This window comes from Streptococcus oralis ATCC 49296 (genome assembly GCF_000185265.1).
GTDB lineage: Bacteria > Bacillota > Bacilli > Lactobacillales > Streptococcaceae > Streptococcus > Streptococcus oralis_BC.
On record NZ_GL622183.1, the window covers coordinates 474703 to 494331 of the forward strand.

The following is a 19629-nucleotide window of genomic DNA, read 5'->3' on the forward strand; positions in this document are numbered from 1 at the left end:
AAACTCAGTTGGTTACCCCAACTGAGTTTTGAAGTCTTATTTAATCTTTCCAAAGTTCTTTAACTTTTGCTTGTACTTCTGCATTTTCTAGGAATTCATCATAGGTTTCATCGATACGATCAATGACGCCATTCTTAGACAAAACAATGATATGGTTTGCCAAAGTTTGGATAAACTCGTGGTCATGACTGGCAAAGATGATTGATTCTTTAAAGTTTTTCAATCCATCGTTCAAGCTTGATATAGATTCCAAGTCCAAGTGATTTGTTGGATCATCAAGTACAAGGACATTTGATTTCAAGAGCATGAGTTTTGAAAGCATGACACGTACTTTTTCTCCCCCTGATAAGACGTTTACAGGTTTGTTAACCTCATCTCCAGAAAAGAGCATACGACCGAGGAAACCACGTAGGAAGGTATTGTCATCTTCTTCTTTACTTGCAAATTGACGCAACCAGTCAAGGATTGACTCTCCTCCTGAAAAATCAGCCGAGTTGTCTTTTGGCAAGTAAGAACGGCTAGTAGTAACTCCCCACTTGACAGTTCCTTCATAGTCGATGTCACCCATAATTGCACGAATTAATGCAGTCGTTTGGATGTCATTTTGTCCAATAAGAGCTGTCTTATCACCTGGACGCAAGATGAAACTAATATTGTCTAGGATAGTTTCGCCATCAATCTTTACAGTTAGATTTTCTACTGTCAAGAGATCATTACCAATCTCACGTTCTGCTTTAAAGTTGATAAATGGGTATTTACGACTAGAAGGAACAATCTCTTCTAATTCAATCTTGTCAAGCATTTTTTTACGAGACGTTGCTTGTTTTGACTTAGAAGCGTTGGCAGAGAAGCGAGCAACGAATTCTTGCAATTGCTTAATTTTTTCTTCTGCCTTGGCATTACGGTCTGCTAGCAATTTAGCAGCGAGTTCAGAAGATTCCTTCCAGAAGTCATAGTTTCCGACATAGAGTTTGATTTTTCCAAAGTCAAGGTCGGCCATGTGTGTACATACTTTGTTTAAGAAGTGACGGTCGTGGGATACTACGATAACGGTGTTATCAAAGTCAATCAAGAAGTCTTCTAGCCAAGTAATAGATTGGATGTCCAACCCGTTGGTCGGCTCGTCCAAGAGAAGAACATCTGGTTTACCAAAAAGTGCTTTAGCAAGGAGAACCTTAACTTTTTCACCATTGGCCAATTCGCTCATGTTTTGATAGTGCAATTCTTCTGGAATGTTTAGATTTTGAAGTAATTGGGATGCTTCACTTTCTGCTTCCCAACCTCCAAGTTCAGCAAATTCACCTTCAAGTTCAGCTGCACGAACACCATCTTCATCGGAAAAATCTTCCTTCATGTAAATGGCATCTTTTTCTTTCATGATGTTGTAAAGTTTTTCATTTCCCATAATGACAACATCAATAACTCGCTCATCTTCATAGTCAAAATGATTTTGACGGAGAACAGAGAGACGTTCATCTGGACCAAGAGAGATGTGACCAGTTGTTGGCTCGATATCACCAGCTAAGATTTTTAAGAATGTAGACTTCCCAGCACCATTAGCACCAATCAATCCGTATGTATTTCCTTCTGTAAATTTGATATTGACATCATCAAAAAGTTTGCGATCACTAAAACGTAGTGAAACATCAGATACTGTAAGCAATGTTTTTCTCCTATAATATGTAATACATTTATTCTACTAGAAAAGAGGAAAATATTCAAATTTTTGTTTGTCAATTTTATGTCAATTAAGTTTACAGGTTTATTTACAATGAGTTAGTTGTTTGATTTAAATAATTTTCTGTTATTTTAACAAAAAAATGCTATAATTGAAGAGACCATTTCGAAGGAGAAAAAAATGACGAAACCCATTATTTTAACAGGAGATCGCCCGACAGGAAAACTGCATATTGGACATTATGTTGGGAGTCTTAAAAATAGAGTATTACTGCAGGAAGAAGACAAGTATGAGATGTTTGTTTTTTTGGCGGACCAACAAGCATTGACAGATCACGCCAAAGATCCTCAAACGATTGTAGAATCGATTGGGAATGTTGCCTTAGATTACCTAGCAGTTGGATTAGATCCAAGTAAATCAACCATCTTTATTCAAAGTCAGATTCCAGAGTTAGCTGAACTGTCTATGTACTATATGAATTTGGTGTCACTAGCACGTTTAGAGCGCAATCCTACAGTGAAAACAGAGATCGCTCAGAAAGGGTTTGGAGAAAGTATTCCGACAGGATTTCTGGTTTATCCGATTGCGCAAGCAGCAGATATTACTGCCTTCAAGGCTAATTATGTTCCTGTTGGGACAGATCAGAAACCAATGATTGAGCAAACTCGTGAGATTGTTCGTTCCTTTAATCATGCTTATAATTGTGAGGTCTTGGTGGAGCCGGAAGGTATTTATCCAGAAAATGAGAGAGCAGGGCGTTTGCCAGGTCTAGATGGAAATGCTAAAATGTCTAAATCCCTTAATAATGGTATTTATCTAGCAGATGATGCGGATACGTTGCGTAAAAAAGTCATGAGCATGTATACTGATTCGGATCATATTCGAGTGGAGGATCCAGGTAAGATTGAAGGAAACATGGTTTTCCATTATCTAGATGTGTTTGGTCGTCCAGAAGATGCTCAAGAAATTGCGGATATGAAAGAACATTATCAACGTGGTGGTCTTGGTGATGTGAAGACGAAACGTTATCTACTTGAAATATTAGAACGCGAACTTGGTCCTATTCGTGAGCGCCGTATTGAATTTGCTAAGGATATGGGAGAAGTGTACAATATGCTTCAAAAAGGTAGTGAGAAAGCGCGTGAGGTTGCGGGGCAAACTCTATCTGAAGTTAAGGGAGCAATGGGACTAAATTATTTTAAATAATAGATAAAATATGAATCGTAAAACTATCTCTTCCATAGGATCACAGGGATAGTTTTTTTTATGATTTCTACCATAAATATAATTGACAAATTTTCATAGAATGGTATGATAGATACAATACAAAAAGAGTCAAGCTCAAAAAGAAAGAAAAGAGGAAACTTGAATGTCTAATTGGGATACTAAATTTTTAAAAAAAGGTTTTACCTTTGATGATGTATTGCTCATTCCAGCAGAAAGTCATGTGTTGCCTAATGATGCAGATTTAACAACAAAATTGGCAGATAATCTGACTTTAAATATCCCAATTATAACAGCCGCCATGGATACAGTCACAGAAAGTCAAATGGCTATTGCCATTGCTCGTGCAGGTGGTCTTGGAGTAATCCATAAAAACATGTCTATTGCGCAACAGGCAGATGAAGTTCGCAAGGTAAAACGTTCTGAAAATGGTGTTATTATTGATCCATTCTTTTTGACTCCAGAACACACGATTGCTGAAGCAGATGAACTGATGGGACGTTACCGTATCAGTGGTGTTCCAGTTGTGGAGACACTTGAAAATCGTAAATTGGTTGGTATTCTAACAAACCGAGATCTTCGCTTTATTTCAGATTACAATCAGCCAATCTCAAACCATATGACCAGTGAAAATCTTGTTACTGCTCCTGTTGGTACAGACCTTGCAACAGCTGAGAGCATTCTTCAAGAACACCGTATTGAAAAACTTCCTTTGGTTGATGAAGAAGGTCGTCTTTCTGGCTTGATTACTATTAAAGATATTGAAAAAGTTATTGAGTTTCCAAATGCTGCAAAAGATGAGTTTGGTCGTCTTCTAGTTGCTGGAGCGGTGGGTGTCACTTCAGATACATTTGAACGTGCCGAAGCCCTTTTTGAAGCAGGAGCTGACGCAATTGTTATTGATACTGCCCATGGTCACTCTGCTGGTGTTCTACGTAAAATTGCTGAAATTCGTGCTCACTTCCCAGACCGCACTTTGATTGCGGGTAATATTGCCACTGCTGAAGGTGCGCGTGCTCTTTATGATGCAGGTGTAGATGTTGTCAAAGTCGGTATTGGACCAGGTTCTATCTGTACCACTCGTGTGATTGCAGGGGTTGGTGTCCCACAAGTGACAGCAATCTATGATGCAGCAGCAGTTGCGCGTGAATATGGAAAAACAATCATTGCTGATGGTGGAATCAAGTATTCTGGAGATATTGTAAAAGCCCTTGCTGCAGGTGGAAATGCAGTTATGCTTGGATCAATGTTCGCTGGAACAGACGAAGCACCAGGTGAAACGGAAATCTTCCAAGGACGTAAGTTTAAAACTTACCGTGGTATGGGATCAATCGCTGCAATGAAGAAAGGTTCAAGTGACCGTTACTTCCAAGGTTCTGTCAATGAAGCAAACAAACTTGTTCCAGAAGGAATTGAAGGACGTGTTGCCTATAAAGGTGCAGCAGCTGATATTGTCTTCCAAATGATTGGTGGTATTCGCTCTGGTATGGGTTACTGTGGTGCAGCTAACCTTAAAGAATTACACGACAACGCTCAATTTATTGAAATGTCTGGGGCTGGTCTAAAAGAAAGCCATCCTCATGATGTACAAATCACTAATGAGGCACCAAACTACTCTATGTAAGTAGTAAAAAAGAACTCCTGATTTTCAGGAGTTCTTTTTGTTTACAAAGTTGTCAATGTTGATTTACAGAAATTTTACCTTTTTGAATGTTGAAAATACTAAGGTTTTCTGGCAAGTTTTGTAAGTGGTCTAAACTTGTTGTTGTAATAAAGGTTTGGATAGATTGAGAAATGGTTTCTAGTAATTTTAGTTGCCGTGTATTGTCAAGTTCGCTCATAACATCATCAAGCAGTAGTATTGGAGACTCGTTTGTAATACTTTCCATTAGCTCAATTTCTGCCAGTTTGATAGAAAGAACAAGGCTACGATGTTGACCTTGGCTTCCAAAACTAGCATCCATACCATTGATATAAAAAGAAATATCATCTCGATGAGGGCCAACTCCAGTATTCTTTTTAAATAAATCTCTGGATCTGCTTTTATCCAAAGCAATTTTAAAGGAACTTGTTAGCTGTTCTTCATTAGTGAAGTTGACAGATGATTGATAAGATATTGACAACTTTTCTAATTTATTTGAAATTTCTAAGTGTTTTTTTTGGCCAAATTTCTCTAAGTCTTTAATGAATTTTATCCGATGCTTTATAACGCGACAACCATAATCTATTAACTGATCATCTAAGACTGACAGAAATGTTTCATCAATCTTCTGGCTGGATTTTAGATAAGTATTTCTTTGCTTGAGTATGTGGTTATAGTTTGACAAGTCTGACAAGTAGATTGGTTTAATTTGTCCCAGTTCGATGTCTATAAATTTTCGACGGACAGAAGGTGCTCCCTTAATTAGCTGGAGATCTTCAGGCGCGAAGAGGACAACATTCATATGTCCGATGTAGTCTGATAGGCGAGCTTGTTTTAAGTGATTGACTTTAGTCACACGCCCTTTTGGCGTTAAATCAATTTCTAGAGGGATTGAGCTTGTTTTCTTCTGTAGCAAGCCAGTAAGATGGAGTTGCTCGTTATCAAAATGAATGAGATTTTTATCTGTACGAGTCCGATGACTACGTGTCAAGGCTAAGAAATAGATTGCTTCTAGAATATTGGTTTTTCCTTGTGCATTTTGACCTAGAAAGACATTTAATTTTGGATTGAAATCAATTTTTGCCTCTTTGTAGTTTCGAAAGGTTTTAATTGTTAAATGTTGGAGCCACATGGTTATCTTCCTGGAAAACGTGGAACTTGTTTGGTTTTAGGCGATGAAGAAGTTTTTTGTTTTTCTTTCTTGACACCTTTATTCATCTCTTTGACAAGTTTAGCAATTCGCTCTTTCTCAATCTTATCTACTTGATACTCTTCTTGCTCTTTTAAACTTGGTTGTGTCAAGATGATGTCAACCTTTAAATCAGGAATGTCAATCGTATCTCCAATACGGATTTTTTTCCCACGTCTACTTTCTAACTCACCATTAAAGTAAACTTGATGATCCATTAAAAAGGATTTGATAGCACCACCGCTTTGTATAATTCCAAGTTCTTTTAGGAGGGCTTGGAGCGTAATAAATTCTTCAAATAATTTGTATTCCATAATTCACCTCAATCTTTGGTATTATACCATATTTTCCTTGAAATAGCTGGAGGAAAGTTAGTTGAAATGAAAACGGTTTTACTCTTTAAAGCTATAAAGAGAACAAGAAAAATTTTGATTTTCGTGGTATAATAGAACTCTATATGTAAGGAGGTAAGGTATGGAATTAGTGCCTGGAATTTCAGCACATTTTGTTCAATCCAAAAAGTTTAAAACAAATAAAATCACTATTCGTTTTACTGCTCCCTTATCTCTTGAGACAATAGCAGGACGCATGTTAAGTGCAAGTATGTTGGAGACGGCAAATCAAGCTTATCCCACATCACAAGCATTTCGCAGATACTTGGCAAGTTTATATGGAACAGATATTTCCACAAGTGCTTATCGTAGGGGACAGGCACATATTCTTGACCTAACGTTTACCTATGTGAGGGATGATTTTCTAAGTAAAAAGAATGTCTTGACTTCTCGAATTTTGGAATTAGTGAAACAGACTTTATTTGCTCCCTTAACTCAAGATGGTGCTTTTGAGCCAGCTTTATTTGAAATTGAAAGAAAACAGTTATTGGCTAGTCTAGCTACTGATATGGATGATTCATTTTATTTTGCTCATAAGGAGTTGGATAGCTTGTTCTTCCATGATGAGCGTCTTCAATTGAGATACAGTGATTTACGAAATAGCATTTCAAATGAGTCTCCAGAAAGTAGCTACACGTGCTTTCAAAATGCTCTGAAAAATGATCGTATTGATTTCTTTTTCTTAGGTGATTTCAACGAAGTAGAAATTACAGAATCACTGAAGTCATTATCCCTTACAGCTAGAGAGAACGGCGTCACTATCCAGCACCATCAATCTTATTCGAATGTCCTAAGAGAGGGAATGGTTCAGAGGAATGTTGGGCAATCGATTTTAGAATTAGGCTATCATTCTCCTGTAAAATATGGTGATGATGAGCATTTGCCCATGCTTGTTATGAATGGTTTGTTGGGTGAATTTGCACATTCGAAACTTTTTACAAACGTTCGTGAAAATGCTGGAATAGCCTATACAGTCTCGAGTCAATTGGATTTGTTTAGTGGTCTGTTAAGGATGTATGCGGGTATCGATAGAGAAAATCGAAATCAGGCTAGGAAAATGATGAGTCATCAATTGCTAGATCTAAAAAAGGGTAACTTTACAGATTTTGAACTTGAACAAACCAAGGAGATGATTCGACGATCTTTGTTGATGGCTCAAGATAATCAACAGACCTTAGTTGAAAGAGTCTATTTGAATGCTCTATTTGGAAAATCAAGCTTTGACATTGATCGATTGGTGGCAAAATTAGAGAATGTTGGTAAAGAAGCTGTCTGTAAAGCTGCCAACAATTTGAAGTTACAAGCGATTTACTTTATGGAAGGAGTAGAATGACAAAGGTTACTTTTGAAGAAAAATACTATCCTGCTGTAAAGGAAACAGTCTACAAAGCACAATTGTCAAATGGATTGACAGTTTCTTTGCTTCCTAAACAAGATTTCAATGAGGTTTATGGGATTGTAACAGTTCAATTTGGTTCTGTAGATGCAACTTATACAAGCTTGGGAAAAGGTTTACGTCATCATCCAGCAGGAATTGCACATTTTCTTGAACATAAATTGTTTGAAAGAGAAAATTCTGAGGATATAATGGCTACGTTTACTCGATTAGGTGCGGACAGTAATGCCTTTACAAGCTTTACTAAGACCAGCTATCTTTTTTCAACAATTGACCATCTATTAGAGAATTTAGATTTGCTAGATGAGTTAGTCGGAGATGTTCATTTTACAGAAGAGTCTGTTTTGAGGGAACAGGCTATTATCCAGCAAGAACGAGAAATGTATCAAGACGATCCAGACTCACGCTTGTTTTTTGCAACATTAGCCAACCTTTATCCTGATACTCCTTTAGCGACAGATATAGTTGGAAGTGAAAAATCAATTTCTGAGATTCAAGTTTCAAATTTAAAAGAGAACTTTACAGACTTTTACAAACCTGTCAACATGTCACTGTTTTTAGTTGGAAATATTGATGTAAAAGTTGTTGAGGAATACTTTTCGAAAAAGGAAAAGAAGACTCTAGAACAGTTTACAGTTACAAAAGAGCAACTACCCTTACAGCCTGTGAAGCAAACAGATAGTCTTCGGATGGAAGTTTCTTCACCCAAACTTGCTGTTGCGATTAGAGGTAATGGGCAAATAACAGAAGCTGAGTCTTATCGTTACAATATTTTATTGAAATTACTATTTACGATGATGTTTGGTTGGACTTCTGATCGTTTTCAAAGGTTATATGAGACTGGGAAGTTAGATGCGTCATTATCACTTGAGGTTGAAGTCAACAGTCGCTTTCATTTTGTGATATTGACAATGGACACCAAAGAACCTGTTTCTCTGTCGCATCAATTTCGGAAAGCGATTCGTCAGTTTAGTAGTGATACGGATATTACAGAGGAACATTTAGATCTTGTTAAGAGTGAGATGTTTGGGGAATTTTTCAGTAGCATGAACTCCTTGGAATTTATTGCAACTCAATACGATCCGATGGATCGCGGAGAAACAATTTTTGATTTTCCGAAAATTTTACAGGAAATTACTTTGGAGGATGTTCTTGAAGCTGGACATCGTTTGATTGATAATGGTGATTTAGTTGATTTTACAATCTTTCCAGCTTAAAAGATGACTAATACTAGAAAGAAGGAATGGTACGTATGAGAAAAAAAACAATTGGCGAGGTTCTACGTTTAGCTAGAATTAACCAGGGATTGAGTTTAGAAGAATTGCAGGAAAAAACTGAAATTCAGTTGCATTTTCTAGAAGCTATGGAGGCAGATGATTTTGATCAACTTCCTAGTACCTTCTATGCTCGTTCTTTTTTAAGAAAATATGCCTGGGCAGTAGAGTTAGATGAAAGAATTGTTTTGGATGCCTATGATTCAGGTAGTATGATCACTTATGAAGAGGTAGATGTCGATGAAGAAGACTTGTCTGGTCGCAGACGGTCAAATAAGAAAAAAACCTCTTATCTCCCCTTGTTTTATTTCGTTCTATTTGCTTTGTCAATTTTAATTTTTGTCACTTACTATGTTTGGAACTACATCCAAACTCAGCCAAGTCCTTCTTCAGCAAATTATAGTGTTGTGAACTCGACTAGTTCAACAACCTCATCTAGTTCATCTTCTAGTAGTCAGACGTCTAGCTCGTCTTCTACTACGGAATCAACTATTACAGTGTCAGGTGAAGGGAACCGCATTGAAGCTCGCTATAAAACGAGTAAGGAAATCGCTACTGTTCAACTGGCAGTATCAGATGCAACTAGTTGGGTAAGTGTTTCAGGAAGTGAGCTGGAGGGTGGTGTGACACTATCCGCAGACAATAAGAATGCAAAAACAACAGTTTCAACTAAGAATCCCGTTACCATTACTTTAGGTGTAGTGAAGGGAGTTACTGTGACTGTGGACAATCAAACGATTGATACTTCGAAGCTGACAACTCAGACTGGAACTGTAATACTTACATTTACTACAGATTAAGGAAAAATCAATGAAAAAAGAACAAATTCCTAATGTATTAACTATTGGTAGAATTCTCTTTATACCTCTCTTTATTCTTATTTTGACTTTGGGCCATTCACAAGGCAGTCATTTGCTGGCAGCAATCATCTTTGCAGTTGCTAGTATAACGGATTATCTTGATGGCTATCTTGCTCGTAAATGGAATGTAGTCAGCAACTTTGGAAAGTTTGCTGATCCGATGGCCGATAAGCTGTTGGTTATGTCAGCTTTTATCATGTTGATTGAGTTAGGTATGGCTCCAGCTTGGGTTGTTGCTATTATCATCTGTCGTGAACTTGCGGTGACAGGCTTGCGCTTGTTGCTTGTTGAGACGGGAGGGACAGTTCTAGCAGCAGCGATGCCAGGGAAAATCAAGACCTTTAGTCAGATGTTTGCCATTATCTTTTTGCTCTTACATTGGAATTTAATTGGTCAGCTGTTGCTTTATATCGCTTTGTTTTTCACTATCTACTCTGGTTATGATTATTTCAAGGGTAGCGCTCATGTATTCAAAGGGACATTTGGTTCGAAATGAAATCGATTATTGAAATAAAAGATCTGTCTTTTCGTTATAAGGAAGACCAGGATCATTATGACGTTAATAACGTCTCGTTTCACGTGAAACGGGGAGAATGGCTTTCGATTGTAGGTCATAACGGGAGTGGGAAATCGACAACTATCCGTTTGATTGATGGATTGCTTGAAGCAGAGTCTGGGGAAATCTGGATAGATGGGCAATTGCTGTCCTCTGAGAATGTTTGGGATTTACGCCGTCAAATTGGTATGGTTTTTCAAAATCCAGATAACCAATTTGTGGGGGCGACTGTTGAAGATGATGTTGCCTTCGGTCTAGAAAATCAGGGACTTCCTCGTGAAGAAATGAAGAAGAGAGTGGCTGATTCTTTGGAGTTGGTAGGGATGCTGGACTTTAAGAAGAGAGAACCAGCTCGTTTATCTGGTGGCCAAAAACAGCGGGTGGCCATTGCAGGAGTTGTTGCCTTGAGGCCAGCTATTTTAATTCTGGACGAGGCTACAAGTATGTTGGATCCCGAGGGACGACGAGAACTGATTCAGACAGTTCAAGAGATTCGAAAAGACCACCAGATGACAGTCGTCTCCATTACACATGACTTAGAAGAAGTTGCGATGAGTGATCGTGTCTTGGTCATGAAAAAGGGCCAAGTGGAGTCAACCAGCAGCCCAAGAGAACTTTTTTCTCGGGCTGACCTTGACCAGATAGGGTTGGATGAACCTTTTACTAATCAATTGAGAGAATCTTTGAGAGAGACTGGTTATCAGTTGCCGGATGGCTATTTGACAGAAGGAGAGCTAGAGGACAAGTTATGGGAATTACTCTAGAAAATGTGAGCTTTACCTATCAAGAGGGAACTCCCCTATCTTCATCAGCCTTGGCTGATGTTTCTTTGACGATTGAGGATGGTTCCTATACAGCTTTAGTAGGGCACACAGGTAGTGGGAAATCAACGATTTTACAGCTTTTAAATGGCCTATTGGTACCAAGTAAGGGTTCTGTTCGAGTTTTCGATACTGTCATTACCCCTACATCAACCAATAAAGAAATTCGCCAGATTCGAAAGCAAGTCGGTCTAGTGTTTCAATTTGCTGAAAATCAGATTTTCGAAGAGACTGTTTTGAAAGATGTTGCATTTGGACCGCAAAATTTTGGAGTTTCTGAGGAAGAGGCCAAGAAAATTGCGCGTGAAAAGTTAGCCTTGGTAGGCATCGATGAGTCACTCTTTGAGCGCAGTCCTTTTGAACTTTCGGGTGGTCAGATGAGACGTGTGGCTATAGCAGGTATGCTAGCCATGGAGCCAACTGTCTTGGTTTTGGATGAGCCGACAGCAGGGCTAGATCCTTTGGGCAGAAAAGAATTGATGACCTTGTTTAAAGAACTCCACCTTTCTGGAATGACAATCGTTCTGGTAACGCATTTGATGGATGACGTAGCTGCATATGCTGATCAGGTCTATGTTATGGAAAAGGGACGTTTGGTCAAAAGTGGCAAACCGAGCGAAGTTTTCCAAGATGTAGCCTCTATGGAAAAGGTGCAGTTAGGTGTGCCTAAAATCACAGCATTTTGTAAACGTTTGGCAGATAGGGGTGTAGATTTTAAAAAACTGCCAATCAAGATAGAGGAGTTTAAGGAGTCGCTAAATGGATAGTATGATTTTAGGGCGTTATATACCAGGGGATTCCATTATTCATCGCTTGGATCCGCGTAGTAAATTGCTTGCTATGATTCTGCTGATTTTGATTGTATTTTGGGCCAATAATCCTCTCACCAATCTCGTTTTGTTTATAGCGACAGGTATATTTATCGCATTATCAGGCGTTTCCCTTTCATTTTTCATTCAGGGATTAAAATCCATGTTCTTCTTGATCGCCTTTACGACTCTTTTTCAGCTCTTTTTCATTTCAAGTGGAAATGTCCTATTTGAGTTTTCTTTTATAAGAATAACGGATTATGCTTTGCAACAAGCAGGAATTATTTTCTGTCGTTTTGTGTTGATTATTTTCTTTTCAACTTTGCTAACCTTAACGACCATGCCTTTGAGTCTGGCAGCTGCAGTTGAAGCTCTTTTAGCACCGCTGAAACGCGTGAAAGTTCCCGTTCATGAAATTGGTCTGATGTTATCAATGAGTTTGCGTTTTGTTCCAACATTGATGGATGACACAACGCGAATTATGAATGCTCAAAAAGCCCGTGGAGTTGACTTTGGCGAAGGTAGCATCGTTCAAAAAGTAAAAGCTATGATTCCGATTTTAATTCCTCTTTTTGCGACGAGCTTAAAGCGTGCAGATTCATTGGCAATAGCCATGGAAGCACGTGGTTATCAGGGAGGAAAGGGTAGAAGTCAGTATAGACAGTTGAGATGGAGTCAAAAGGATACACTGGCAATTCTTGTGATTTTGGTACTGGGATGTTTCTTATTTTTCTTAAAATCTTAGCAGGTTTGTAGGATTGATAAGAAGCTCACAGTAGCAGGTTTTTAGTATAAAGGTAGGAATATGAACCGTTTTAAAAAATCAAAATATATAATCATCGTTTTTGTCACAGTTCTGGCAGTTTCTGTTCTATTAGTGACAACCTATTCAAGCGCTATTGTGACGAAACTAGGAGATGGGATTTCCTTAGTAGATAGAATTGTTCAAAAACCCTTTCAGTGGTTTGATACTTTCAAATCGGATTTGGGGCATTTGACGCAGACCTACAATGAAAACGAAAGTCTAAAGAAACAGCTCTATCAACTAGAGGTGGAGTCTAATCAATCAGAAAGTTTAAAAAATGAAAATGAACAACTACGTCAGTTGCTGGATATGAAGTCAAAATTGCAGGCTACAAAAACCATTGCAGCAGATGTGATTATGCGAGCTCCAGTATCTTGGAAACAAGAGTTAACAATTGATGCTGGAAGTTCAAAAGGAGCTTCTGAAAATATGTTGGCCATTGCAAACGGGGGCTTGATTGGTAGTGTTTCAAAGGTGGAGGATCATTCAACAACGATCAACCTATTGACAAACACCGAAAATTCAGACAAAATTTCTGTTAAAATCCTGCATGGTTCTACTGAAATTTACGGGATTATCGTTGGTTATGATAAGGAATCTGAACTGCTTAAAATTAGTCAATTAAACAGCAACAGCGACATTAGCGCGGGAGACAAGGTGACTACAGGGGGGCTCGGAAACTTTAATGTTAAGGATATCCCTGTTGGAGAAGTTGTTGCTACAACACATAGCAGTGATTATCTAACAAAGGAAGTAACAGTCAAGTTAAGTGCTGACACCAAAAATCTTCATGTGGTAGAGTTAGTGGGGAATTAGCAATGAGACTGTTAAAACAAATTGGTATTTTCTTTATACTCCCTTTTGTCGTACTAATTGATGCACATATTGGACAATTAGCGGGATCCTTCTTCCCTCACTTTCATTTAGCAAGTCATTTTCTGTTTTTATTTCTTTTGTTTGAGACAATAGAGGTTTCAGAATATCTCTATCTAGCTTATTGCGGTATAGTGGGTTTGGTGTACGATATCTATTTTTTCCACTTGATAGGAATTGCGACGCTTCTATTTATCTTAATAGGTGCTTCGCTCCATAAATTTAATAGTGTAATTTTGCTAAACCGTTGGACAAGAATGTTAACAATAGTTGTGATGAGTTTCCTATTTGATATGGGGAGCTATCTCCTTGCTCTTGCTATGGGGTTGACAGTAGAATCGATGTCAGTTTTCATCGTCTACAGCCTTGTCCCATCAATGATTTTAAACTTTTTATGGATGCTTGTTTTCCAATATATTTTTGAAAAATGTTATCTATAAGAAAGAAATAAAAATGTAACAAAGGCGTAATATTTATTATGTCTTTTTTTGGTATACTAGTAATGTCTTAAATAGAAGGAGTATCTACACAATATGAAGAAAAAAATCTTAGCGTCACTTTTATTAAGTACAGTATTAGTGTCTCAAGCGGCAGTATTGACAACTGTCCACGCTGAAACAACTGATGAAAAGATTGCTGCTCAAGATAGTAAGATTAGTAATTTGACATCTCAACAAAAAGAAGCTCAAAAACAAGTAGATGAAATCCAAACGCAAGTTACAGCTATCCAAACTCAACAAACGAACTTGGAAGCTGAGAATGAAACTCTACAAGCTGAATCTAAAAAACTTGAAGGAGAAATTACAGAGCTCTCTAAGAACATTGTTGCTCGTAATGAATCTTTGGAGAAACAAGCACGTAGCGCACAAACTAACGGTGCTGCAACTAGTTACATCAATACAATTGTAAACTCAAAATCAATTACGGAAGCTATTTCACGTGTTGCAGCAATGAGCGAGATTGTATCAGCTAACAACAAAATGTTGGAACAACAGAAAGCTGATAAGAAATCTATCGCTGAAAAACAGGTTGCAAATAATGAAGCAATCAACACTGTCATTGCGAACCAACAAACGCTTGCTGACGATGCACAAGCATTGACAACAAAACAAGCAGAGTTGAAAGTTGCTGAGTTAAACCTTGCTGCAGAGAAAGCTACTGCAGAAAGTGATAAAGCTACTTTATTGGAACAAAAAGCAGCAGCAGAGGCAGAAGCAAAAGCAGCAGCTGAAGCAGAAGCGGCTTATAAAGCACGTCAAACAAGCCAACAACAATCAGTTGTTGCTTCTGGAAATACAACACTTTCAGATCAAGTGCAAGCAACTTCAAGCTCTTCATCAGATGATGATTCAAGCTATACTCCAGCACCTGCTCCAACTCCAACTAGACAGCGTCCAACATATAGTACAAATGCTTCAAGTTATCCAACTGGAGAATGTACTTGGGGTGCTAAAACATTGGCACCTTGGGCTGGAGATTACTGGGGTAACGGAGCGCAGTGGGCTACAAGTGCAGCAGCTGCAGGATTCCGTACTGGATCAACTCCACAAGTTGGTGCGATTGCATGTTGGAATGACGGTGGATATGGACACGTAGCGGTTGTTACAGCAGTTTCATCATCAACTAGCATTCAAGTATCAGAATCAAACTATGGTGGAGATCGTACAATCGGTAACAAGCGTGGATGGTTCAACCCAACTACAACTTCTGAAGGTTATGTTACTTACATCTATCCAAACTAATGAATGAAATAAAGAGGCTCGATTTGAGTCTCTTTTATTATTTTTTATCGAAAGCAAGGCCGAAATCTATTAAAACCACTTGAAAATATTGATAAAATGTGATAAAATGAAACTTGTCGTGTAAACGATAATACTCATTCTTGATGAATTGTGAAACTGTTGCCCTCGGGTCGTTCTGCAAGTTGAAGTCGAGGAGAGGAAAAAAACAAAAAGGAGAAATACTCATGGCAGTAATTTCAATGAAACAACTTCTTGAGGCTGGTGTACACTTTGGTCACCAAACTCGTCGCTGGAACCCTAAGATGGCTAAGTACATCTTTACTGAGCGTAACGGAATCCACGTTATCGACTTGCAACAAACTGTAAAATACGCTGACCAAGCATACGACTTTATGCGTGATGCTGCAGCTAACGATGCAGTTGTATTGTTTGTTGGTACTAAAAAACAAGCTGCTGACGCTGTTAAAGAAGAAGCAGAACGTTCAGGTCAATACTACATCAACCACCGTTGGTTGGGTGGAACTCTTACTAACTGGGGAACTATCCAAAAACGTATTGCTCGTTTGAAAGAAATCAAACGTATGGAAGAAGAAGGAATCTTCGACGTTCTTCCTAAGAAAGAAGTTGCACTTCTTAACAAACAACGTGCACGTCTTGAAAAATTCTTGGGTGGTATCGAAGACATGCCTCGTATCCCAGATGTAATGTACGTAGTTGACCCACATAAAGAACAAATCGCTGTTAAAGAAGCTAAAAAATTGGGTATCCCAGTTGTAGCGATGGTTGACACAAACACTGATCCAGACGATATCGATGTAATCATCCCAGCTAACGATGACGCTATCCGCGCTGTTAAATTGATCACAGCTAAATTGGCTGACGCTATCATCGAAGGACGTCAAGGTGAAGATGCAGCAGCAGTTGAAGCAGAATTTGCAGCTTCAGAAGCTCAAGCTGACTCAATCGAAGAAATCGTTGAAGTTGTAGAAGGCGACAACGCTTAATTCATATAAATAGTAATTACCTAGGAGGGCGGGGCCTAGCCCAGCTCTCCTATTTTTAAAAAATATAGGAGAATCAAAATGGCAGAAATTACAGCTAAACTTGTAAAAGAGTTGCGTGAAAAATCTGGTGCCGGTGTTATGGACGCTAAAAAAGCGCTTGTAGAAACAGACGGTGATATCGAAAAAGCGATCGAATTGCTTCGCGAAAAAGGTATGGCGAAGGCAGCTAAGAAAGCTGACCGTGTTGCTGCAGAAGGTTTGACTGGTGTATTTGTTAATGGTAACGTTGCAGCAGTAGTTGAAGTAAATGCTGAAACTGACTTCGTTGCGAAAAACGCTCAATTCGTTGACTTGGTAAACGCAACAGCTAAAGTAATTGCTGAAGGTAAACCAGCTAACAACGAAGAGGCTCTTGCTTTGACAATGCCTTCAGGTGAAACTCTTGAAGCTGCATATGTATCTGCAACAGCTACAATCGGTGAAAAAATCTCATTCCGTCGTTTTGCTTTGCTTGAAAAAACAGATGCACAACACTTCGGAGCTTACCAACACAATGGTGGACGTATCGGTGTTATCTCAGTTATCGAAGGTGGAGACGAAGCACTTGCTAAACAAATCTCAATGCATATTGCTGCGATGAAACCAACAGTTCTTTCTTACAAAGAATTGGATGAGCAATTCGTTAAAGATGAGTTGGCACAATTGAACCACGTAATCGACCAAGATAACGAAAGCCGTGCAATGGTTGGTAAACCAGCTCTTCCACACTTGAAGTATGGATCAAAAGCACAATTGACTGATGAAGTGATTGCTCAAGCTGAAGCTGATATCAAAGCTGAGTTGGCTGCAGAAGGCAAACCAGAAAAAATCTGGGACAAAATCATCCCAGGTAAAATGGACCGCTTCATGCTTGACAACACCAAAGTTGACCAAGCGTACACACTTCTTGCACAACTATACATCATGGACGACAGCAAGACAGTTGAAGCTTACCTTGAATCAGTAAATGCTTCAGTAGTTGAGTTCGCTCGCTTTGAAGTTGGTGAAGGTATCGAGAAAGCTGCAAACGACTTTGAAGCAGAAGTTGCAGCTACAATGGCAGCAGCCTTGAATAACTAATAGAAAAGGAAGCAAATTGCTTCCTTTTTCTTTTGGTCTAGAGAATAGGCTCTATATGAATAAACAAAAAGCCCTTTAATAAGGGCTAAGTGCATTTAGGAGGCTACACTTCAAATTCATAGAGTGCTGTAGACAAATAACGTTCGCCGTTATCTGGTGCTAAAGCAAGGACTTTCTTACCTGTACCTAATTTCTTGGCAACCTCAATTGCCCCGTAAATCGCTGCAGCTGAAGAAATCCCAACAAGGAAGCCTTCTTTTCCACCAATTTCACGGCCAAGTGCTAGAGCATCATCTGACGTTACGCGGACGATACCATCATAGGCCTTTGTATCAAGTGTTTCAGGAATAAATCCAGCTGAGATACCTTGAATTTTGTGAGGTCCTGGTTTTTCACCAGACAAGATAGCTGACTCGTCTGCCTCCACTGCATAAACTTGAATGTTTGGATTTGCTGCTTTAAGAGCGTGAGAAACACCTGAGATCGTTCCACCAGTACCAACACCACCTACAAAAGCATCTAGTCCATCAGAACCGAAAGCAGCCAGTATTTCAGCTCCTGTTGTTCTTTCGTGTACTTCTGGATTAGCTGGATTATTAAATTGGAGTGGAAGGAAGCCGTCACGTTCAGCGGCGATTTCCTGAGCTTTGGCAATGGCCCCTTTCATTCCTTCGCTACCAGGAGTGAGGACGAGTTCAGCACCATAGGCTTGGATAATCTTACGGCGTTCCACGCTCATCGTTTCAGGCATGACGATAACAACTTTATATCCTTTAGCAGCACCTACCCATGAAAGACCAATACCAGTGTTTCCACTCGTTGCTTCAACAATGGTAGCACCCGGTTTTAGAATACCATCTTGTTCCGCTTTTTCAATCATACTAAGGGCAATACGGTCTTTTACTGACGATCCAGGGTTAAAAGCTTCTAGTTTAACATAGACGTCTGCAGCACCCTCTGGAACAATGTTGTTGAGTTTAACAATCGGTGTTTGTCCGATTAGTTCAGTAATATTATTATAAATAGTCATAGATATACCTCTTTGTATAAGATGATACTAGTATAACGCGCTCAAGGCTATTTGTAAAATATAGAAATCCTATCAAAGTGATAGGATTTTTTTATATCAAAAGTCTAAGCCATTAATTTTTAATCGATTGTGATAAGCCAATTCTAATAAATAGGTGTAAAGCGGAAGGATGTCCGCTTTTTTAGGGAATTCAAATTTATGGAAACTCAGATGCTCATTATGTGCTTTTAGAAAGACATTTTCTAAATAAGTGATCGTAATCTCACTATCATCTATACCTGCTCCAGCAGTTTCCATTTCAACGTTTACAATGTTCATCAAAAAGAGTGACTTAACAGACGTCTTGCGACCAGTAGCACCTTGCTTATCTGTAAAAATAATACGGATATTTGTAAAGATAATTGAATCGCGAATAAGTTTATATCCACTTTGAATTTCTTCATTCTCTAGTAGATATTGTCCATATTCTTTAATAAGAGTCTCTTTGTTTTCCTCGCTAAAGTTTCCAGCAAGTCCTTGAATAAATTTCCCAAACGCCATGTATTTCTCCTTTGTTTACACTAAGTTTACAGGAACTTCAACTTCTCGTAAATATTGATCAGTTAAAGTGATTTTTCCATTAAAGAACTCAACAAGAGCGGCTTTGATATTTTCTTTCTCTTCCTTATCAACATAGATCATTGTAGCAATTTGATCTGTAAAGTTTGTATCCAGCTCCATGAGATGATGCTCTCTAAGGAAATTGCCATATTCTTGATACTGAGCGTAAGACATCTGAATGGCTATGCCAGCTTGCTCTTTGATTTCAATAATGCCTATTTCTTTGACAGCCAAGGCTACACTTCCTGCGTAAGCGCGAATCAAACCACCAGCACCTAACTTAATTCCACCAAAGTAACGAGTAACTACTACGCAGACATTCGTAAGATTATGATTTTCTAAGACGCCAAGCATAGGGACTCCAGCAGTACCACTAGGTTCGCCATCATCACTCGTACGCTTGATCTCACTGCGTTCACCTACAATAAAAGCAGAGCAGTTATGGGTGGCTTTGTAGTGCTCTTTTTTGATAGCAGTGATAAAGTCACGAGCTTCTTCTTCACTATAGACACGCTTTGCGTGACAGATAAAGCGTGATTTTTTGATTTCTTCTTGGACTTGCCCGTTCTCTTTAATTGTTTTAAATTCCATGATTTAATTGTACTAAAAAATTAC

The 19629-nt window shown here is 38.7% G+C and carries 20 protein-coding genes; 14 read left to right on the top strand and 6 right to left on the bottom strand.

Annotated elements, in window-relative coordinates; translation table 11 throughout:
- Positions 1-40 precede the first annotated feature (40 nt).
- Positions 41-1663 (bottom strand): ATP-binding cassette domain-containing protein, encoded by a 1623-nt coding sequence (locus tag HMPREF8578_RS04615; protein WP_000958787.1) that lies wholly within the window; start codon positions 1661-1663, stop codon positions 41-43.
- 195 nt (positions 1664-1858) lie between these two features.
- Between HMPREF8578_RS04615 and trpS the strand changes: the two genes are divergently transcribed.
- Positions 1859-2884, top strand: coding sequence for a tryptophan--tRNA ligase (gene trpS / locus HMPREF8578_RS04620; RefSeq protein ID WP_000165463.1), 1026 nt, complete (start codon positions 1859-1861; stop codon positions 2882-2884).
- A gap of 163 nt (positions 2885-3047) precedes the next feature.
- Complete coding sequence (guaB, locus tag HMPREF8578_RS04625) at positions 3048-4526, top strand: IMP dehydrogenase (RefSeq protein WP_000073416.1); 1479 nt, start codon at positions 3048-3050, stop codon at positions 4524-4526.
- A gap of 52 nt (positions 4527-4578) precedes the next feature.
- Here the strand turns inward: guaB and recF are convergent, their stop codons facing one another.
- Both recF and yaaA read right to left on the bottom strand, forming a co-directional pair.
- Positions 4579-5676 carry a DNA replication/repair protein RecF gene (gene recF / locus HMPREF8578_RS04630; protein WP_000266692.1) on the bottom strand — a complete coding sequence of 366 codons (1098 nt, stop codon included), beginning with the start codon at positions 5674-5676 and terminating at the stop codon, positions 4579-4581.
- A gap of 2 nt (positions 5677-5678) precedes the next feature.
- The gene (gene yaaA, locus HMPREF8578_RS04635) at positions 5679-6047 is read right to left on the bottom strand and encodes a S4 domain-containing protein YaaA (protein WP_000455879.1); all 369 of its coding nucleotides are present in this window, start codon (positions 6045-6047) and stop codon (positions 5679-5681) included.
- A 160-nt stretch (positions 6048-6207) separates the two neighbouring features.
- Between yaaA and yfmF the strand changes: the two genes are divergently transcribed.
- The 12 genes from yfmF to tsf all read left to right on the top strand — a co-directional run bounded on the left by yfmF (position 6208) and on the right by tsf (position 17384).
- The gene (gene yfmF, locus HMPREF8578_RS04640) at positions 6208-7458 is read left to right on the top strand and encodes an EF-P 5-aminopentanol modification-associated protein YfmF (RefSeq protein ID WP_000424566.1); all 1251 of its coding nucleotides are present in this window, start codon (positions 6208-6210) and stop codon (positions 7456-7458) included.
- Entirely contained in the window at positions 7455-8738 is a 1284-nt protein-coding gene (gene yfmH / locus HMPREF8578_RS04645) for an EF-P 5-aminopentanol modification-associated protein YfmH (RefSeq protein WP_000170116.1), read from the top strand. Before yfmF ends, yfmH begins: the two co-directional genes overlap by 4 nt.
- Before the next feature lie 35 nt (positions 8739-8773).
- The gene (gene rodZ / locus HMPREF8578_RS04650; RefSeq protein WP_001227975.1) at positions 8774-9595 is read left to right on the top strand and encodes a cytoskeleton protein RodZ; all 822 of its coding nucleotides are present in this window, start codon (positions 8774-8776) and stop codon (positions 9593-9595) included.
- 10 nt (positions 9596-9605) lie between these two features.
- Entirely contained in the window at positions 9606-10151 is a 546-nt protein-coding gene (pgsA, locus tag HMPREF8578_RS04655) for a CDP-diacylglycerol--glycerol-3-phosphate 3-phosphatidyltransferase (RefSeq protein WP_000712149.1), read from the top strand.
- Positions 10148-10975 carry an energy-coupling factor ABC transporter ATP-binding protein gene (locus tag HMPREF8578_RS04660; protein ID WP_000835731.1) on the top strand — a complete coding sequence of 276 codons (828 nt, stop codon included), beginning with the start codon at positions 10148-10150 and terminating at the stop codon, positions 10973-10975. The genes pgsA and HMPREF8578_RS04660 overlap by 4 nt, the downstream gene beginning before the upstream one ends.
- Complete coding sequence (locus HMPREF8578_RS04665; RefSeq protein WP_000513197.1) at positions 10960-11799, top strand: energy-coupling factor transporter ATPase; 840 nt, start codon at positions 10960-10962, stop codon at positions 11797-11799. The genes HMPREF8578_RS04660 and HMPREF8578_RS04665 overlap by 16 nt, the downstream gene beginning before the upstream one ends.
- On the top strand, positions 11792-12586 hold the full coding sequence (locus tag HMPREF8578_RS04670) for an energy-coupling factor transporter transmembrane component T family protein (protein WP_000377883.1): 795 nt from the start codon (positions 11792-11794) through the stop codon (positions 12584-12586). Before HMPREF8578_RS04665 ends, HMPREF8578_RS04670 begins: the two co-directional genes overlap by 8 nt.
- A gap of 60 nt (positions 12587-12646) precedes the next feature.
- Positions 12647-13462: a rod shape-determining protein MreC gene (gene mreC / locus HMPREF8578_RS04675; RefSeq protein ID WP_001078961.1), complete on the top strand. Its 816-nt coding sequence runs from the start codon at positions 12647-12649 to the stop codon at positions 13460-13462.
- A gap of 2 nt (positions 13463-13464) precedes the next feature.
- Entirely contained in the window at positions 13465-13959 is a 495-nt protein-coding gene (mreD, locus tag HMPREF8578_RS04680) for a rod shape-determining protein MreD (RefSeq protein WP_001237912.1), read from the top strand.
- A gap of 93 nt (positions 13960-14052) precedes the next feature.
- A complete protein-coding gene (gene pcsB, locus HMPREF8578_RS04685) occupies positions 14053-15261 on the top strand; it encodes a peptidoglycan hydrolase PcsB (RefSeq protein WP_000726991.1) in 1209 nt (402 codons plus the stop codon).
- 224 nt (positions 15262-15485) lie between these two features.
- The gene (rpsB, locus tag HMPREF8578_RS04695; protein ID WP_000268475.1) at positions 15486-16265 is read left to right on the top strand and encodes a 30S ribosomal protein S2; all 780 of its coding nucleotides are present in this window, start codon (positions 15486-15488) and stop codon (positions 16263-16265) included.
- A 78-nt stretch (positions 16266-16343) separates the two neighbouring features.
- On the top strand, positions 16344-17384 hold the full coding sequence (tsf, locus tag HMPREF8578_RS04700; RefSeq protein ID WP_000808057.1) for a translation elongation factor Ts: 1041 nt from the start codon (positions 16344-16346) through the stop codon (positions 17382-17384).
- A 103-nt stretch (positions 17385-17487) separates the two neighbouring features.
- On the opposite strand, the gene cysK is transcribed toward tsf, so the two are convergent.
- The 3 genes from cysK to HMPREF8578_RS04715 form a co-directional block, all read right to left on the bottom strand.
- A complete protein-coding gene (gene cysK / locus HMPREF8578_RS04705) occupies positions 17488-18414 on the bottom strand; it encodes a cysteine synthase A (protein ID WP_000158478.1) in 927 nt (308 codons plus the stop codon).
- 96 nt (positions 18415-18510) lie between these two features.
- A complete protein-coding gene (locus tag HMPREF8578_RS04710) occupies positions 18511-18954 on the bottom strand; it encodes a PH domain-containing protein (RefSeq protein ID WP_000863901.1) in 444 nt (147 codons plus the stop codon).
- Positions 18955-18969: 15 nt separating this feature from the next.
- Positions 18970-19605: a YigZ family protein gene (locus tag HMPREF8578_RS04715; RefSeq protein WP_000394688.1), complete on the bottom strand. Its 636-nt coding sequence runs from the start codon at positions 19603-19605 to the stop codon at positions 18970-18972.
- Between the last annotated feature and the right edge of the window lie 24 nt (positions 19606-19629).

Excerpts from the sequence above, each read along its gene's own strand:
- yfmH (WP_000170116.1), top strand. The coding sequence starts at position 7,455 with ATGACAAAGGTTACTTTTGAAGAAAAATACTATCCTGCTGTAAAGGAA.
- guaB (WP_000073416.1), top strand. The coding sequence starts at position 3,048 with ATGTCTAATTGGGATACTAAATTTTTAAAAAAAGGTTTTACCTTTGAT.
- mreC (WP_001078961.1), top strand. The coding sequence starts at position 12,647 with ATGAACCGTTTTAAAAAATCAAAATATATAATCATCGTTTTTGTCACA.
- pgsA (WP_000712149.1), top strand. The coding sequence starts at position 9,606 with ATGAAAAAAGAACAAATTCCTAATGTATTAACTATTGGTAGAATTCTC.
- rodZ (WP_001227975.1), top strand. The coding sequence starts at position 8,774 with ATGAGAAAAAAAACAATTGGCGAGGTTCTACGTTTAGCTAGAATTAAC.
- trpS (WP_000165463.1), top strand. The coding sequence starts at position 1,859 with ATGACGAAACCCATTATTTTAACAGGAGATCGCCCGACAGGAAAACTG.
- yfmF (WP_000424566.1), top strand. The coding sequence starts at position 6,208 with ATGGAATTAGTGCCTGGAATTTCAGCACATTTTGTTCAATCCAAAAAG.
- cysK (WP_000158478.1), bottom strand. The coding sequence starts at position 18,414 with ATGACTATTTATAATAATATTACTGAACTAATCGGACAAACACCGATT.
- HMPREF8578_RS04715 (WP_000394688.1), bottom strand. The coding sequence starts at position 19,605 with ATGGAATTTAAAACAATTAAAGAGAACGGGCAAGTCCAAGAAGAAATC.
- HMPREF8578_RS04710 (WP_000863901.1), bottom strand. The coding sequence starts at position 18,954 with ATGGCGTTTGGGAAATTTATTCAAGGACTTGCTGGAAACTTTAGCGAG.
- rpsB (WP_000268475.1), top strand. The coding sequence starts at position 15,486 with ATGGCAGTAATTTCAATGAAACAACTTCTTGAGGCTGGTGTACACTTT.
- HMPREF8578_RS04660 (WP_000835731.1), top strand. The coding sequence starts at position 10,148 with ATGAAATCGATTATTGAAATAAAAGATCTGTCTTTTCGTTATAAGGAA.
- tsf (WP_000808057.1), top strand. The coding sequence starts at position 16,344 with ATGGCAGAAATTACAGCTAAACTTGTAAAAGAGTTGCGTGAAAAATCT.
- mreD (WP_001237912.1), top strand. The coding sequence starts at position 13,465 with ATGAGACTGTTAAAACAAATTGGTATTTTCTTTATACTCCCTTTTGTC.
- yaaA (WP_000455879.1), bottom strand. The coding sequence starts at position 6,047 with ATGGAATACAAATTATTTGAAGAATTTATTACGCTCCAAGCCCTCCTA.
- HMPREF8578_RS04665 (WP_000513197.1), top strand. The coding sequence starts at position 10,960 with ATGGGAATTACTCTAGAAAATGTGAGCTTTACCTATCAAGAGGGAACT.
- HMPREF8578_RS04670 (WP_000377883.1), top strand. The coding sequence starts at position 11,792 with ATGGATAGTATGATTTTAGGGCGTTATATACCAGGGGATTCCATTATT.
- pcsB (WP_000726991.1), top strand. The coding sequence starts at position 14,053 with ATGAAGAAAAAAATCTTAGCGTCACTTTTATTAAGTACAGTATTAGTG.
- recF (WP_000266692.1), bottom strand. The coding sequence starts at position 5,676 with ATGTGGCTCCAACATTTAACAATTAAAACCTTTCGAAACTACAAAGAG.